General features: G+C 65.5%; 11 protein-coding genes. 8 read left to right on the top strand and 3 right to left on the bottom strand.

The genetic code is table 11. The features are described 5' to 3' along the window. Positions 1-14 precede the first annotated feature (14 nt). Both AC3WOS_RS00330 and AC3WOS_RS00325 read left to right on the top strand, forming a co-directional pair. Positions 15-992, top strand: coding sequence for a diguanylate cyclase domain-containing protein (locus tag AC3WOS_RS00330; RefSeq protein WP_492713724.1), 978 nt, complete (start codon positions 15-17; stop codon positions 990-992). Then, positions 989-4540 (top strand): EAL domain-containing protein, encoded by a 3552-nt coding sequence (locus AC3WOS_RS00325; RefSeq protein WP_492713722.1) that lies wholly within the window; start codon positions 989-991, stop codon positions 4538-4540. The genes AC3WOS_RS00330 and AC3WOS_RS00325 overlap by 4 nt, the downstream gene beginning before the upstream one ends. Before the next feature lie 55 nt (positions 4541-4595). On the opposite strand, the gene AC3WOS_RS00320 is transcribed toward AC3WOS_RS00325, so the two are convergent. Next, complete coding sequence (locus AC3WOS_RS00320) at positions 4596-5513, bottom strand: collagen-binding domain-containing protein (protein ID WP_492713720.1); 918 nt, start codon at positions 5511-5513, stop codon at positions 4596-4598. Positions 5514-5784: 271 nt separating this feature from the next. Here AC3WOS_RS00320 and AC3WOS_RS00315 point away from each other — a divergent pair, with 271 nt between their 5' ends. Genes AC3WOS_RS00315 through AC3WOS_RS00305 form a run of 3 tightly spaced genes read left to right on the top strand, consistent with a single transcriptional unit; the run spans position 5785 to position 9331 of the window. Further along, positions 5785-6603: a hypothetical protein gene (locus AC3WOS_RS00315; RefSeq protein ID WP_492713718.1), complete on the top strand. Its 819-nt coding sequence runs from the start codon at positions 5785-5787 to the stop codon at positions 6601-6603. A 34-nt stretch (positions 6604-6637) separates the two neighbouring features. Beyond that, entirely contained in the window at positions 6638-8842 is a 2205-nt protein-coding gene (locus AC3WOS_RS00310; RefSeq protein ID WP_492713716.1) for a penicillin acylase family protein, read from the top strand. A 24-nt stretch (positions 8843-8866) separates the two neighbouring features. Continuing rightward, the gene (locus AC3WOS_RS00305) at positions 8867-9331 is read left to right on the top strand and encodes a YbaK/EbsC family protein (protein ID WP_492713714.1); all 465 of its coding nucleotides are present in this window, start codon (positions 8867-8869) and stop codon (positions 9329-9331) included. Between the two features lie 248 nt (positions 9332-9579). On the opposite strand, the gene AC3WOS_RS00300 is transcribed toward AC3WOS_RS00305, so the two are convergent. Together AC3WOS_RS00300 and AC3WOS_RS00295 are read right to left on the bottom strand one after the other, a co-directional pair. Beyond that, positions 9580-10767 (bottom strand): trans-sulfuration enzyme family protein, encoded by a 1188-nt coding sequence (locus tag AC3WOS_RS00300; protein WP_492713712.1) that lies wholly within the window; start codon positions 10765-10767, stop codon positions 9580-9582. Beyond that, positions 10764-12131: a pyridoxal-phosphate dependent enzyme gene (locus AC3WOS_RS00295; protein ID WP_492713710.1), complete on the bottom strand. Its 1368-nt coding sequence runs from the start codon at positions 12129-12131 to the stop codon at positions 10764-10766. The genes AC3WOS_RS00300 and AC3WOS_RS00295 overlap by 4 nt, the downstream gene beginning before the upstream one ends. 264 nt (positions 12132-12395) lie before the next feature. On the opposite strand from AC3WOS_RS00295, the gene AC3WOS_RS00290 reads away from it, so the two are divergent. The 3 genes from AC3WOS_RS00290 to AC3WOS_RS00280 all read left to right on the top strand — a co-directional run bounded on the left by AC3WOS_RS00290 (position 12396) and on the right by AC3WOS_RS00280 (position 15958). Beyond that, entirely contained in the window at positions 12396-12947 is a 552-nt protein-coding gene (locus AC3WOS_RS00290; RefSeq protein WP_492713708.1) for a thymidine kinase, read from the top strand. A 37-nt stretch (positions 12948-12984) separates the two neighbouring features. Continuing rightward, positions 12985-13521, top strand: coding sequence for a hypothetical protein (locus tag AC3WOS_RS00285; protein WP_492713706.1), 537 nt, complete (start codon positions 12985-12987; stop codon positions 13519-13521). Positions 13522-13705: 184 nt separating this feature from the next. Beyond that, positions 13706-15958 (top strand): carboxy terminal-processing peptidase, encoded by a 2253-nt coding sequence (locus AC3WOS_RS00280; protein WP_492713704.1) that lies wholly within the window; start codon positions 13706-13708, stop codon positions 15956-15958. The last annotated feature ends 19 nt before the right edge of the window (positions 15959-15977 follow it).

Raw genomic sequence — 15977 nt, 5'->3', positions numbered from 1 at the left:
TGGAAGACTAGGCGGTGGTCGCCGCCGATCTGGAGGACAGTCTGGTTCGCTGCGGTTACCGGGTGTGCGGCCTGGCGGCGTCCGGCGAGGAGGCGCTGGCGCTGGCCCGCCACCACCGGCCGGACTTGGCCCTGATGGATATCCGGCTGCAGGGGGACATGGACGGGATAGCGACGGCCGAGCTGCTGCGCCAGCAACTGGGCGTGCCCGTCATCTTCCTGTCCGCCCATACCGACGAAGCCACCATGCAGCGCGCCAAACGGGCGGCGCCTATCGGTTTCCTGGTCAAGCCGTTCGATGCGCGCGGGCTGCAAATCAGCGTGGAGATGGCGCTGGAACAGCACCGCGGCGCGTGCCAGCTGCTGGCCGCCAACCAGGAAATGCATGAGCTTAACATCACGCTGGAGCAGAAGATGGCCGAGCGCACCAGCAAGCTGGCGTCGGCCCTGCATCGTTTGCGGCGGGTCGAACACGATGCCTACCACGATAGCCTGACGGGCCTGGCCAACCGGGGCCTGTTTCTGGAACAACTGGACCGTCAGCTGGCAATCTGTGCCCGCAACGATGACGTGCTGGCGCTGCTGTACCTGGACCTGGACGGCTTCAAGGAGGTCAACGATACGCTGGGCCACGGGGCCGGCGACGCGCTGCTGCGCGCCGTCGCCGTGCGCATCGAGGGTGCCATCCGGCGCGCCGACGTCGCCGCCCGGCTAGGCGGCGACGAGTTCGCCGTGCTGCTGCTGCAGTCCGGGGCGGCCGATGGGATGGCCGTGGCCGATAAACTGGTGACGACCTTGTCGCAGCCATACCGCGCGGGCCGGCACGACGTGACGGTATCGGTCAGCATCGGCGTCGCCGCCTACCCGGAGACGGGCGATTGCGGCGACCGTCTGCTGGAACGGGCCGACGCGGCCTTGTACGCGGCCAAGCGCGCTGGCAAGGGGCGTGCCGTGGCGGCCACGCCGGTCCATGCGGACGGGAGCGCAGCATGATCTTGACATCCCTGCTGATCGTGGAAGACCAGGCCGTCATCGCCGCCGACCTGGAGGAAAAACTGACGAAAAGCGGCTATCAGGTGTGCGGCATTGCGGCCTCGGGCGAGGAAGCGCTGGAACTGGCGCGCGCCCGCCATCCGGGCCTGGCCCTGATGGACATTCGGCTGCAAGGGACGATGGACGGCATCGAGACGGCCGAGATCCTGCGGCGCGAACTGGACGTGCCCGTGATCTTTCTCAGCGCCTACTCCGACGAGACCACGCTGCAGCGCGCCAAGGCGGTCAGTCCCTACGCCTTCCTCATCAAGCCGTACGACGAACGGGAACTGCACTTCAATATCGAGATGGCGGTCCGCAAGCACGCCTCCGAACCGCGGCTGAAGGCGGCCGACCAGAAGATTAACCTGCTGGTGGTGGAGGATGAGGCGGTGATCGCCGAAGACCTGGCCGGCGACCTGGTCAAGCGGGGCTATCTGGTGTGCGGCATGGCGGCCAGCGCCGAGGAAGCGCTGGGGCTGGCGCGCCAGCATCAGCCGGACCTGGTGTTGATGGACATCCGGCTGCAAGGGGTCATGGATGGCATCGAGGCGGCCGACATACTGCGGCGCGAACTGGACATTCCCGTCATTTTTCTGAGCGCCCATTCCGACAATGTGACCTTGCAACGGGCCACGGAAAGCATGCCCTACGCCTTTCTGCTGAAACCGTATGACGACCGCGAACTGCAACTGAACATCGAGGTGGCCGTCCACAAGCACGCGGGCGAACGGCAGCTGGCGATCGCCCATCAGGAAATTCGCCGCCTCAACGCGGGCCTGGAGCAGCGCGTGACCGAGCGCACGGCGGCGCTGGAGCGGGCGCTGGCCGAGATCGCGCTGGAGGGTGTGGAGCGCATGCGCATGCTGGAAGACTTGCAGAAGAGCGAAGCCCGGTTCCGCCAGCTGGCCGACAACATCGAGCAGGTGTTCTTCCTGACCGATGCGCATGAGAGCCGGATGTTCTATGTCAGTCCCACCTATGAATCGCTGTGGGGCCGCAGTTGCGCCAGTCTATATGCGCAGCCGGCCTCGTGGATGGACGCGATCCACCCGGCCGACCTGGTGGCGGTGCAGGCTGGCGCGCCGCAACGCCAGGTCAGCGGGCGCTATGACCACAGCTTCCGCATCGTGCGGCCGGACGGCGCCGTGCGCTGGATACGGGCGCGCGGCTTTCCCATCCTGGACAACGATGGCGCGCTGGCGCGCATCGCCGGCATTGCCGACGACATCACCGTGCATATGGAGCAGGAGCGCAAGATCGCGCGGCTGGGCCGGGTCACGCTCGTTTTGTCCAGTATCAATTCGGCCATCGTGCGCTTGCGCGAACGTGATGCCCTGTTTGAGGAAGTGTGCCGCGTGGCGGTGGAAGAGGGCGGCTACAGCCTGGCCTGTATCGGCCTGATCGATCCCGTTACCCAGGACGGCAGGGTGGTCGCCTGGCGTGGTGGCCGGGCCGGTGCGGCCGACCAGATCCGGTTGACGGCCCGGGCCGGCACGCCCGACAGCGAACGCCCGGGCAGTGTGGCGGTGCGTGAGCGGCGGGCCGTCATTTGCAACGATATCCGCACCGATGCCGCGGTGGCGCCGTTGCGCGAGATGTTGCTGGGCTGCGGCCACTTGTCGCTGGCCGCCCTGCCGTTGCTATTGGGTCAACGGGCCGCCGGCGTGCTGTTGCTGTTTGGCGGCGAGGCGAACCGCTTCGATGCCGACGAGCTCAAGCTGCTCGATGAAGTGGCGGGTGACATCGCCTTCGGCATGGATTCGATCGCCAAGACCGAGCAGCTGAGCTATGTGGCCTACCACGACCTGCTGACTGGCCTGCCCAACAAGACGCTGTTCTACGAGCGTCTCGGGCAATGCCTGGGCGAGGGCGGGGCCGGTGCGGCGCACGTGGCCGTCATCCTCGTCGACCTGGTCCGGTTTTCCAGTCTGAACGATGTCTACGGGCGCCATGGCGGCGACGCCATCCTGCGCGAGCTGGCCGGCCGGCTGCAGGCATCGTTGGGTGAGTCCGGCAGGCTGGCGCGCACTGCGGGCGATACGTTCGCGCTCTTTGTCCCTGAGTTGCACAACGTGGCCGACAGCGTGGAGCTGTTGGAACGGCAGATTTTCGCGGTACTGGAGCAACCGTTGAGCATGCAGGACCAGATGGTGGACTTGTCGGCGCGCGCCGGGCTGGCCATTTATCCGCAGGATGGCAGCGATGCCGAAACCTTGTTCAAGCACGCGGAATTCGCCTTGAAACGGGCAAAATCGACCAACGAACGCTACCTATTCTATTCCGCGCCGATGAACGCGAGCATCGCCTTGCGCTTGCGGCTGGAACACGAATTGCGCGCGGCCGTCAGCGGGCGGCAGTTCGAAGTCTATTATCAGCCGCGGGTGGATTTGGTCAGCGGGCGCATCGTCAGCGCGGAGGCGCTGATCCGCTGGCAACATCCGCAACGAGGGCTGGTCTGCCCGGCCGAATTCATCCCGCTGGCCGAAGAGACGACATTGATACTGCCCATCGGCGCCTGGGTGATCGACGCCGTATGCGAGCAGCAGGCGGCCTGGCGCGCGCAACAGGTCAAAATCGTGCCGGTGGCGGTCAACCTGTCCGCCATCCAGTTCAAGAAGCGGCAGGCGTTGGACACCATCCGCGACGCGCTCGCGCGCTGGGCGCTGGAGCCGGCCTATCTCGAATTCGAACTGACCGAGTCTATCCTGATGGACGATCCGGCGACGGCCGCGGTGAGCCTGCTGGCCTTGAAGGAGATCGGCGGGGCGCTCGCCCTGGACGACTTTGGCACCGGTTATTCCTCGCTGGCCTATCTCAAGCGGTTTCCGTTCGATATCGTGAAGATAGACCGGGCCTTTGTCACCGACATCACGCGCAGCCGGGAGGACGCGGCCATCGCCACGGCCGTCATCACCATGGCCCACAGCCTCAATATGCGGGTGGTGGCCGAAGGCGTGGAGACGGAGGCCCAGTTGCGCTACCTGCGCCGGCTGCGCTGCGACGAACTGCAGGGCTATTATTTCAGTCCGCCCGTGCCGGCGGCGGCGTTCGAGAGGATGTTGCGTGACGAGCGTCGTTTGAGCCTGGAGCGGGAAAGCGGCGGGCGAGCCGACACCGTGTTGCTGGTCGATGACGAACCCCATATCCTGGCCGCGCTGAAACGCGTGCTGCGCCAGGACGGCTATTACATCCTGACGGCCGGCAGCGCCCAGGAAGGCCTGGAACTGCTGGCGCTCAACGCGGTGCAGGTGGTGGTGACGGACCAGCGCATGGCTGGCATGTCCGGTACGGAATTCCTATCCATCGCAAAGAACCTGTACCCCGACACGGTGCGCCTGATACTGAGCGGCTATACGGATCTGGCCACGGTGACGGAGAGCGTCAACGAAGGGGCGGTGTTCAAATTCCTCGCCAAGCCCTGGGATGACGATGAGTTGCGCGGCAATATCCGCGACGCCTTCCGCCATTACCGGCCGCCGCACCACACTGGCGTTGGCAGTCCTTAGCCGTGCCGCACTTGCTGGCCGGCGGCGACGGCCGGCGGCAAGGCATGGTTGACGCTTACGCGGCGGTCCGGAACGGCGCCGCGCGGTGCCGGCGGCCCGCCAGCACGATGCCGGCCAGGCCCAGGCCCAGCATGGCGTAGCCCGACGGTTCCGGCACCGGGGAGGTTGGCAGCACGCCGTCGAAGCGATAGTCGTGCAGTTCGCCGTTGCCCGTGAAGTCCTTCGCATACAGGAAGCCCTGCAGCGGCGAGCCGGTGGCCACGCTGGCGTTGCCGGCCAGGATGGCGCCGTTCCAGCTGCGGAAGCGCAGGTCGGTCGCGTCGGCGAAGTTCCAGATCAGGTGATTCTTCAGGTTGCCATTGTCGTTGAAGTTGGCGTTGCTGTTGTAGCTGGCGCCCGTCACGTTGATGATGATGGTGTTGGCGCTGCCGACGAAATTGAGGTTGGCCGCCGTCGACAGCTGGGCCGCCGTCAGGCTGAACACGGCCGTGCCGCCGGCGTCCGCGTGGACGTTGAAGCTGAACTTGTTCGGATCGGTCGCGTTGACGGTGCTGTTGGCCGCCATGCCCGACAGCTGGGCCGACAGGGCGTTGAGCGGGGCGGTGAAGTCCGACATGGCGAAGGTGGGCGTATGCGAGATGGTGCCGCCGCCGTTCAGGTTGAAATGGGCCGCGTTGCTGGTCTGGTAATCCACGGAGCCGCCATTGTTGACGTTGCCCGTGAAGCTGCCGATGTGGATGGCGTTGACGGCGCCAAACGCGGAGGCCGTGCCGCGCGGATTGTTGTAGAACGTGGCGCCCTGGTTCAGGTTGGTGGTGACGAGGCGGCCTTCCACGTCGCTGGCGGTGGCAAAGTTTTCGCTCACGACGGCGTTGAACTGGCCCAGGATCTGGCTGCTGGTCAACGGCGCGGCAAGGGCGGTGGTGGCGCTCAGCGCGGCGGCGGCGGTGGCCAGGGTTTTCAGGATATGCATGTCGGATTTCAAGGGAAAGGTTGAACATGGCCGATGTTGACGCCTGTTGCCGGCCGATCGAATGATGATATTTCGCTATTTTAACCTGAAAGACAAGAATAGTGCGTCTTTGAAATTTTAATGGTTGATTTGATATGCTTGACCCGCCGGCGGCCGCTCGGGCGCCAGACGGGGCGGCGCTTGGGCGCGCCCGCCGGATGGTGTAGCATGCTGGACGGCGTTGGGGCCGGCGCAGCATGGCGCCGCCGCGCCGGTAATGCGAGGACAGAGTATGCAAATCAAAATCAACGACGTGTTGCGCAGCTATATAGACCCGCTGAGCGAGGCCGAATTTACGGCGCTCGAGCGCAGCATCCTGGTCGAAGGCTGCCGCGACGCCCTGGTGCTGTGGGGCGACGTGCTGGTGGACGGCCATAACCGCTACCAGATCTGCCAGCAGCACGGCATTCCGTTCAAGGTGACGGAAAACACCAGCTTCAAGAGCCTGGACGACGTCAAGCTGTGGATGATCGATAACCACCTGGGGCGGCGCAGCGTGTCGGACTTCCAGCGCGGCGTGCTGGCGCTGCGCAAGAAGGAAATCGTGGCCGCGCGCGCGGCCGAACTGGCGTCCGTGGCGCAGGCCGAGGACGCGGCCATCGCGCCGCCCGCATCGGACGAGGCGCCGGCCAAACCGGCCGCCATGCCGCTCAGCTCGCGCGAGGACATCGCCCGCGCCGCGCGCCTGAGCAGCAATACCATCAGCCAGATCGAAAAGATCCAGAAGACGGCCACGCCGGAACTGGTGGAGGCGGTCCGTTCCGGCACCATTTCCATCAACGCCGCCGCCACCGTGGCCTCGCTGCCGGAAGCGCAACAGGTGGCGGCCGTGGCCGGCGGCAAGAAGCAGCTGCAGCAGGCCGCCAAGGAAGTGCGCGAGCTGCGCGCGGCCATGCGTCCGCCCAAGGAGCCGAAGGAGGGCGAGGAGCCGCTGTCGGAAGTGGAGCAGCTGCGGGCCGAAGTGGCTAGCCTCAAGCAGCGCAACGCGTCCCTGAAGGCGGAGAACGCGGCGCTGCAGGAACGCATCGCAGCGCTGATCGACGCTTCCTGATCCGATACCACCCATCCCACCCCGGAGCCCATCCATGCTCAAGTCACCATCCCTGTTCGCCCTGACGTGTGCCGTGACGATGGGCAGCGCCCTGGCGGCGCCGCCGCCTGCCGCCACGGCAACGGCGGTGGCCGCCGATGCGGCCCGTTGGCAGGCCATGGCGGGCCGGGTCGATATCCTGCGCGACAAGTGGGGCATCCCGCACGTGTATGGCAGGACGGACGCGGACGCCGTGTTCGGCCTGATGTACGCCCAGGCCGAGGACGACTTCAAACGGGTGGAGCTGAACTTCATCAACGCCATGGGCCGGCTGGCCGAAGTGCAGGGCGAGGCGGAGCTGTACCGCGACCTGCGCATGAAGCTGTTCATCAATCCTCAGCAGTTGAAGGCGCAGTACGCGGCCAGTCCAGCCTGGCTGAAAAAGCTGATGAACGCCTGGGCCGACGGCCTTAATTTTTATTTGTTCACCCATCCCCAGGTGCGGCCGCTGCTGCTCACGCGCTTCGAGCCGTGGATGGCGCTCAGCTTCAGCGAAGGCAGCATCGGCGGCGACATCGAAGACGTGGACCTGACGGAGCTGGAACGTTTTTACGGCAAGCGCGCCTTCGTGCCCGTCGCGCGCGCGGGCAGCGATCTCGATATGGAACCGAGCGGCTCGAACGGCTTTGCCATCGCGCCCCGGCTGACGCGCGACGGCCATGCGCTGTTGCTGATTAATCCGCACACCTCGTTCTACTTCCGGCCCGAGGTGCACGTCAACAGCGGGGAAGGGCTCAATGCCTACGGCGCCGTGACATGGGGCCAGTTCTTTATCTACCAGGGCTTCAACGACCGGCTGGGCTGGATGCACACCTCCGGCGGCGGCGACGTGATCGACGAATACCTGGAGACGGTGACGGAACAGGATGGCCATTACTACTACCAGTACGGCAAGGAGCGGCGCCCGCTGAAGGCGGTCGATATCACGCTGCCCTACAGGACGGCGGACGGGATGGCGCAGAAGGTCGTCACCGTCTACTACAGCCACCACGGCCCCATCGTGCGCGAGGCCAACGGCAAGTGGGTAGCGGTGCGCCTGATGAACGATCCGATGCGGGCGCTGACCCAGTCCTACAGCCGCACCAAGGCCCGCAACTACGCCGCCTTCTACAAGGTGATGGAGCTGCGCACCAATTCGTCCAACAACACCGTGTATGCGGACGCGGACGGCAATATCGCCTACTTCCACGGCAATTTCATCCCCGTGCGCGACCGGCGCTTCGACTTCACCCATCCCGTGGACGGCAGCGACCCGGCCACTGACTGGAAGGGACTGCACCAGGTCAAGGACACCATCCACCTGCTCAATCCGCGCAATGGCTGGATACAGAACACCAACAACTGGCCGTTCACGGCGGCCGGTCCGTACAGCCCGCGCCAGCAGGATTATCCGGCCTATATGTCGGTCAATCCCGAGAATCCGCGCGGCATCCATGCGGTGCGCGTGCTGCAGGATGCCAGCGACCTGACCATAGCCAGCCTGATCGCCAAGGCCTACGACAGCCAGCTGACGGCCTTCGAGCCGCTGTTGCCCAAGCTGTTCCAGGATTACGACGGCCTGGCCGCGGACGATCCGCAAAAGGCCGCGCTGGCGCCACAGATCGCCGCGCTGCGGGGCTGGGACATGCGCTACGGGCTGGACTCGGTGCCCACGTCGCTGGCCATTTTCTGGGCGCAGAACCTGGCCGACACCTTCGGCCCGGCCGCGCGCGCGAAGGAAGTGCTGGTGCTCGACTACATCGCCACCGCCATCGCGCCGCAGGACCGGTTGGCGGCGCTGGCCCGCGCTTCGGACAAGCTGGCCGCCGACTTCGGCCGCTGGCAGACGCCGTGGGGCGAGATCAACCGCTTCCAGCGCCTGACGGGCGACATCGTCCAGCCGTTCGACGACAGCAAGCCCAGTTTGCCGGTGGCATACACCTCGTCCAACTGGGGCGCGCTGGCCGCGTTCGGCATGACTTCCAAGCCGGGCACCAAGCGCATCTACGGCGAGCGTGGCAACAGCTTTGTGGCGGCGGTGGAGTTCGGGCCCCGCATCAAGGCGCGCAGCATCCTGGCCGGGGGCGAGAGCGGCGATCCGGCGTCGCCGCACTTCAGCGACCAGGCGGCCATGTACGCGCGCGGCGAATTCAAGGACGTGCTGTTCTACAAGGAAGACGTGGAGAAGAACCTGGAGCGGCGCTACCATCCGGGACAGTGATATTTGATTGATAAGGTAAAGCTTATGAGTTTGGAATCCGTACGCGCATTTTTCGCGGCGCGGCAGCTCGATCTGCCCATTATCGAGCTGGACGTGCCGACGGCGACGGTGGCGCTGGCGGCCGAAGCGCACGGCGTGGAACCGGGCCGCATCGCCAAGACGCTGGCATTCCGGCTGGGCGACGGTCGCGCCATCGTGCTGGTGGCGGCGGGCGACGCGCGCATCGACAACAAGAAATTCAAGACCGCGCTAGGCAAAGGCAAGATGCTGCCGGCCGAGGAAGTGATGGAACTGACGGGTCATCCGGTAGGCGGCGTCTGCCCGTTCGGCCTGGCGCAGCCGTTACCGGTCTACCTCGACACCTCGCTGCGCGAATACGACGAAGTGATGCCAGCCGCTGGCGCCGTGCACAGCGCCGTGCGTATCGCCCCCCAGCAGCTGGCCGACATCACAGCCGGCGCCTGGGTCGACGTGTGCCAGGCCAAATAAGCTAATCGGAAAATGGTGGCGGAAAATTGAGAGGAAATGGGGAAGGAAATGGGGACGTACCCCATTTCGGAACGTGGGCGGAAAATAGGGACGTACCCCTTTTTCGGAAAATAGGGACGTACCCCTTTTTCAAGGATATGCCCCATTTCAGCAAATCGAAAAAAAGGGGTAAGAAGAAGGGGTAGAAAAAGGGGTACGTCCCCATTTCCGAAAATGGGGACGTACCCCATTTTCGCCCCCATTTTAGGTTAGATGGCGTCGAGCGCGGTGCGCAGGTCGCGCCGCAGGTCGTCCACGTCTTCGATGCCGACGGATAGCCGGATCAGGCTGTCGCCTATGCCCAGCGCCGTGCGCTGCGCCAGCGGGATGGTGGCGTGCGTCATCAGGGCCGGGTGCTCGATCAGGCTTTCTACGCCGCCCAGGCTCTCGGCCAACGCGAACAGCTTGCAGCATTCGAGGAAACGGCGCGCGCCGGCCAGGTCCGTCTTCAGGTCGATCGAGATGATGCCGCCAAAGCCTGCCATCTGCCGCCGCGCCAGTTCATGCTGCGGGTGCGATGCCAGGCCCGGATAGTACACGCGCCGTACTTCCGGCTGCGCTTCCAGCCAGCGCGCCAGCTCCAGCGCATTGGCACAGTGCCGTTCCATGCGCAGGGCCAGCGTCTTTACACCGCGCAGCGCCAGGAAGCTGTCGAACGGGCCGGCGATGGCGCCTACCGCGTTCTGCAGGAAGGTCAGTTGTTCGCGCCATGCATGCTGGTGCGCTTCGCCCGCCACCACGGCCATGCCGCCGATGATGTCGGAGTGGCCGTTCAGGTACTTGGTGGTGGAGTGGACCACGATGTCGAAGCCGAATTCCAGCGGCCGTTGGACGATGGGACTGGCGAAGGTGTTGTCGGCCACGGCGATGATGCCGCGCACGCGGCAGATTTCGGCCACCGTCTGCAAGTCGGCCAGCTTGAGCATGGGATTGGTGGGCGTTTCCACCCACACCATGCGGGTGTTGGGCCGCAGCGCGGCCAGCAGGCTTTCCGGCCGGGTCAGGTCGACGTAGCTGAATGCGTGGCCGGCGCTGCGCCGCCGCACTTTTTCGAACAGGCGGTAGGTGCCGCCGTACATGTCGTCGCCGGCCACGATGTGGGCGCCGGCGTCGGCCAGTTCCAGTACGGTGGAGATGGCGGCCAGGCCGGAGGCAAAGGCGTAGCCTTGCACGCCGCCTTCCAGGTCGGCCACGCAGCGCTCCAGCGCCCAGCGCGTGGGGTTGTGCGAGCGGCCGTAGTCCAGCCCCTTGTGCACGCCGGGGCTGTCCTGCACGTAGGTGGAGGTGGCGTAGATGGGCGGCATGATGGCGCCCGTGGACGGGTCGGGCGCCTGGCCGGCGTGGATCACGCGCGTGGCCAGGGCCGCTTTCGGTGGAGTGTGGTCGGGCTGGCTCACGATAGTTTCCTGCGCAAGTGGTTGAGGAGGTCGAAGCGCGTGATCAGGCCGTAGAAGATGTCGCCATCGGCCACCACGGCCGTCAGCCCGCGGTCCAGCGTGGCCCGCACGGCGTGCAGGCCGGCCTTGGGCGACAGCGTTTCCAGCCGCGCGCTCATGGTGGCGCCCACCGCGGTGGCGAAGTGCTCGGGATCGTCGTCCACTTTCAGCAACAGGTCCGATTCGTCGATGATGCCCACCAGCCGGCCCTGGTCGATCACGGGCAGTTGCGCCAGGTCGGCGCTGCGCATGCGGTTGAAGGCCACCAGCAGGCTGTCGTCCGGCGCCACGCTGACCACTTCGTCCTCGTCGTAGCGGCGCCCGATCAGGTCGCGCAGGTCGTGGGTGGCGGGACGCGGCAGCAGGCCCTGGTCGTGCATCCAGCCGTCGTTATACAGCTTGGACAGATAGCGCGTGCCCGTGTCGCACACGAAGCTGACCACCCGCTTGGGCCGCGTCTGTGCGCGGCAGTAGCGCAGCGCGGCGGCGAACAGGGTGCCGGTGGACGAACCGCCCAAAATGCCCTCGGCCCGCAGCAGGGTGCGCGCGCTGGCGAAGCTTTCCTGGTCGTCTATCGTGTAGGCCTGGCGCACGGCGCTCATGTCGGCGATGGCGGGCACGAAGTCTTCGCCTATGCCTTCCACCGCCCACGAGCCGGCCGTGTCGGCCACGCGGCCGGTGCGCACGTACTCGGCCAGGATAGAGCCCGCCGGATCGGCCAGCACGAATTCCACCTGCGGATGGACGCGCTTGAAGTAGCGCGTGAGCCCCGTCAGCGTGCCGGACGAGCCCACGCCGACGACGATGGCGTCCACTTCATGGCCCATCTGTTTCCAGATCTCGGGCCCGGTGGTGGTCTCGTGCGCGCGCGGGTTGGCGGGATTGTTGAACTGGTCCGCGTACCAGGCGCCGGGCAGTTCGCGCGCCAGCCGGGCCGCGTAGTCCTGGTAGTAGTCGGGGTGGCCCTTGGCCACGTCGGAGCGGGTGGTGCGCACGTCGGCGCCCAGCGCCTTCAGGTGCAGCACTTTTTCCGGTGACATCTTGTCGGGCACCACCAGCAGTACGCGATAACCCTTGAGCCGGCCCACCAGGGCCAGGCCCAGGCCCGTGTTGCCGGCCGTCGCTTCGACGATGGTGCCGCCGGGGCGCAGCCGGCCGTCTTCCTCGGCCGCCTGCACCATGGCCAGGCCGATGCGGTCCTTGATCGAGCCGCCGGGGTTTTGCGATTCCAGCTTGAGAAACAGCTGGCAGGGTCCGGTATCGAGCCGGGTGATCTGGATCAGCGGGGTATTGCCGATCAGTTTGAAGAGTGCGGGCGTTTGCATAGGAGCTCCTGGCGGCGAGGCAGGGAGGGCGCTCGTGGCGTTCTCCGCTGTCCGTGACGGGGAGGCCATCGTAGGCCAGCCCCGTCACGCTGGGAAGGAATGATTCCGTGTTTGCTTATGCAGTTTGCTTGGTTTGCGGGCGTGCCGGTACGACAAGTATGCGCTTTTTTGCTTTGGGGCGGTTTATAATCGGCCAGCCGGCAAGGCCTGGCCGCCTGGCATCATCCGGCATGATCAGAAAACCATCAGGGACAGAAAGCAGCAGTGGCAAAACTTTATTTCCGGTACTCTGCGATGAACGCAGGCAAATCCACGGCAATGTTGCAAGTGGCGCATAACTACGAGGAGCAGGGCCAAGCCGTGAAGCTCTACACGGCGGCCATCGACGACCGCTACGGCGTGGGCCGGGTCACGTCGCGCCTGGGGCCGCAGCGGGAAGTGGATGTGTTCAACGGGGACACGGACTTCCTGGCCGAGATTCCCAAGGTGGCCTGCCTGCTGATCGATGAGTCGCAGTTCCTCACGGCCCGCCAGGCCCAGCAGCTGCACCAGCTGGCCCAGACCCGCGGCGTGCCCGTGATCTGCTACGGCTTGCGCACGGATTTCCGGGGCGAACCGTTCCCCGGCTCGGCCTACCTGCTGGCGCTGGCCGACGATATCGAAGAACTGAAGAACATCTGCACTTGCGGCAAGAAAGCGACCATGAATATCCGCGTCGACCAGCATGGCAAGCGCATCAAGGATGGCGAGCAGATCAGCATTGGCGGCAATGAAAGTTACCGCCAGGCTTGCGGCCGCTGTTTCTACTCGGAATAAGCGATGACGCCCCGCCAGCGCTCCGCCCACGGCCGCCATGGCTAGCCTGCTCAGCTGCAGCGCGCTGGCGCCGGCCTGGCTGTGCCGGCATGGCGACATGCTGCTGTATCTGGCCCCGTCGCTGCTGCTGGCGTTGCTGATCCGCTCGCTGTCGGCCCGCCACCCCTTCTTTTTCCTGTTCACGGCGGCCGGGACGGCCTGCCATGAACTGGCCCATTTCAGTGTCGGACTGCTGACGGGGGCCCGTCCCGGGGCGTTGACCATCATCCCGCGCCGGGTGGGGCAGGGCTGGGAGCTCGGCTCCGTGCTGCTGACCCGGGTGCGCTGGTACAACGCGGCGCCGGCCGCGCTGGCGCCGTTCCTGATCGTGCTGCTGCCGTTTTTCGTGGCGGCCTGGCGCACCCGGCCCGGCTGGCATTTCCAGTGGCTGGACCTGGCGCTGGCGTTCGCCGTGGCGCCCCAATTTCTTGCCTTTTGGCCATCCAAAGTCGACTGGAAGATTGCGCTGCGCTCCTGGCCCTACCTGCTCATTTCGGGCGCACTGTGGCTGGCCTGGCGTCAGTGGGGCGGCTGAGGGCGCGCCCGGTAGGGCGGTCTTCAGCGCCCCTTAAGCTTGACCGGGGAAACTGTGCTGCCACGAGTGGTGCGGCAGCTGCTATCCTGTAGAATTGAAGCCGGGAAAACGCAGTCCCGCTCCCGTAGTTCCATGCGCGCAGTTGCAGGCACGCAGTTCACACATCACAGTTCGGAGTAAGCCGATGAAGAAGCACATGTTGTTGGTCGCGCTGGCCATGTCCGTATCGCTGAGCGCCGTGTCGGCGCAAACGGAAAAGCTGGGCGATACCCAGCTGAAACCCCTGCCGCAGCAGACCCAGGCTGCGCTGTGGGCTTCGCGCGTGCTGTCGCGCTACCACTACAAGGCTGTCCCGCTGGACGATGCCATGTCGGAAAAGATCTTCGACCGCTATTTCAAGTCGCTGGACGCGGAAAAGCTGTTCTTCGTGCAGACCGACCTGGACCAGTACGCCAGCGCCCGCAGCCGGCTCGACGACGCCATCAACGGAGAGAACCTGGGCGTGCCGTTCGCCATCTACAACTTGTACCAGCAGCGCTTCAACGAGCGCATCGCCTACGCCCGCGAATTGCTCAAGACCAAGTTCGATTTCAACGTCGATGAAAGCTACCAGTACGACCGGGAAAAGGCGGACTGGGTCAAGACCGATGCCGACATCAAGGAACTGTGGCGCAAGCGCGTAAAGAACGACTGGCTGCGCCTGAAACTGGCCGGCAAGGACGACAAGGCCATCCGCGAGACGCTCGACAAGCGCTACGAGAACTACCTGAGCCGCTCCCGTAAGCTCAACAATGAAGACGTGTTCCAGATCTTCATGAACGCCTACGCCATGTCGATCGAGCCGCACACCAACTACCTGGGCCCGCGCGCGTCGGAAAACTTCGACATCGCCATGCGCCTGTCGCTGGAAGGCATCGGTTGCGTGCTGCAGACGCGCGACGAATACACGGTGGTGCGCGAAGTGGTGCCGGGCAGCCCGGCCGGCCTGTCGGGCAAGATCAAGGTGGGCGACCGCATCCTGGCCGTGGCCAAGGATGACAGCTCGCCCATGACGGACGTGCTGGGCTGGCGCATCGACGACGTGGTGGCCCTGATCCGCGGTCCCAAGGATTCCACCGTGCGGCTGGACGTGCTGCCCGTCGACGCGGGGCCGGACGGCAAGCATGTGACGCTGTCGCTGGTGCGCAAGAAGATCAGCATGGAAGAGCAGTCGGCCAAGAAATCCATCCTGGAAGTGCGCGAAGGCACGGCCAAGCGCCGGGTGGGTGTGATTGCGTTGCCCACCTTCTACCAGGACTTCGAGGCGCGCCGCAAGGGTGACCCCAACTTCAAGAGCGCCACGCGCGACGTGGCCCGCCTGCTGGGCGAGCTGAAGAAGGAAAAAGTGGACAATGTGCTCATCGACCTGCGCAACAACGGCGGCGGCTCGCTGAACGAGGCGGTGGAACTGACCGGCCTGTTCATCGACAAGGGCCCCGTGGTGCAGCAGCGCAATGCCGAAGGGCGCATCGAGGTGGAAAGCGACAACAATCCCGGCCTGGCCTGGGATGGCCCGGTGGGCGTGCTGATCAACCGCGGCTCGGCCTCGGCGTCCGAGATTTTCGCGGCCGCCATCCAGGATTACGGCCGTGGCCTCATCATCGGCGAACCGAGCTTCGGCAAGGGCACCGTGCAGCAGCTGATCAACCTGGACCGCTTCGCCCAGGGCGACAAGGCCCGGCTGGGCGAACTGAAGATGACGGTGGCGCAGTTCTTCCGCATCAACGGCGGCACCACCCAGCTGCGCGGCGTCACGCCCGACATCAAGCTGCCCGTGATGGCCGATTCGGAGAGCTTCGGCGAGTCCAGCTACGACAACGCCTTGCCATGGACGTCGATCCGTCCGGCCACCTACATCCCGGCCGGCGAATTGAAGGAAATCGTGCCCTTGCTGGATAAAAAACACGAGGCGCGCGTGGCCAAGGACAAGGATTACCAGTACTTGCTCGAGGACATCAACCTGGTCAAGAAGCAGCGCAAGGACAACCTGATTTCGCTCAACGAGACGGCACGCCGCAAGGAACGCGACGCCCAGGAAGCCCGCGCCAAGCTGCGCGAAGCGCGTCTGGCGGTGGTGGCCGTGCCGGGTGGCGACGATCCGGTGCTGGTGCCCGATCCCAAGGAGTTGCTCAAGCAACAATCCATGCTGAAGTCGGCCGGCGCCAAGGCCGGCGCCAAGGTGGCGGCCGTGAAGGGCGCGCTGCGTACGGATGACGGCCTGCAGGCGGACGAACGGGCCCTGTCGGCCGAGCTGGACGCGGAAAAAGCGGCCAAGTCCGCCAAGGACGTGCTGCTGAACGAAGCGGTGCACATCCTGGCCGACGAAGTGGGCCTGCTGAAGACGGATACCCGCATGGCCTCGCGCGTGCTGCCATATGCCGTGGAGGCCAACAAGTAAGGCCCGCTGGTTTTTTGCC

The sequence above is a fragment of the Rugamonas sp. FW305-51 genome (genome assembly GCF_058786935.1).
Note: the sequence above shows the minus strand (reverse complement) of the source record. Positions and strands in the feature narration are given on the sequence as shown.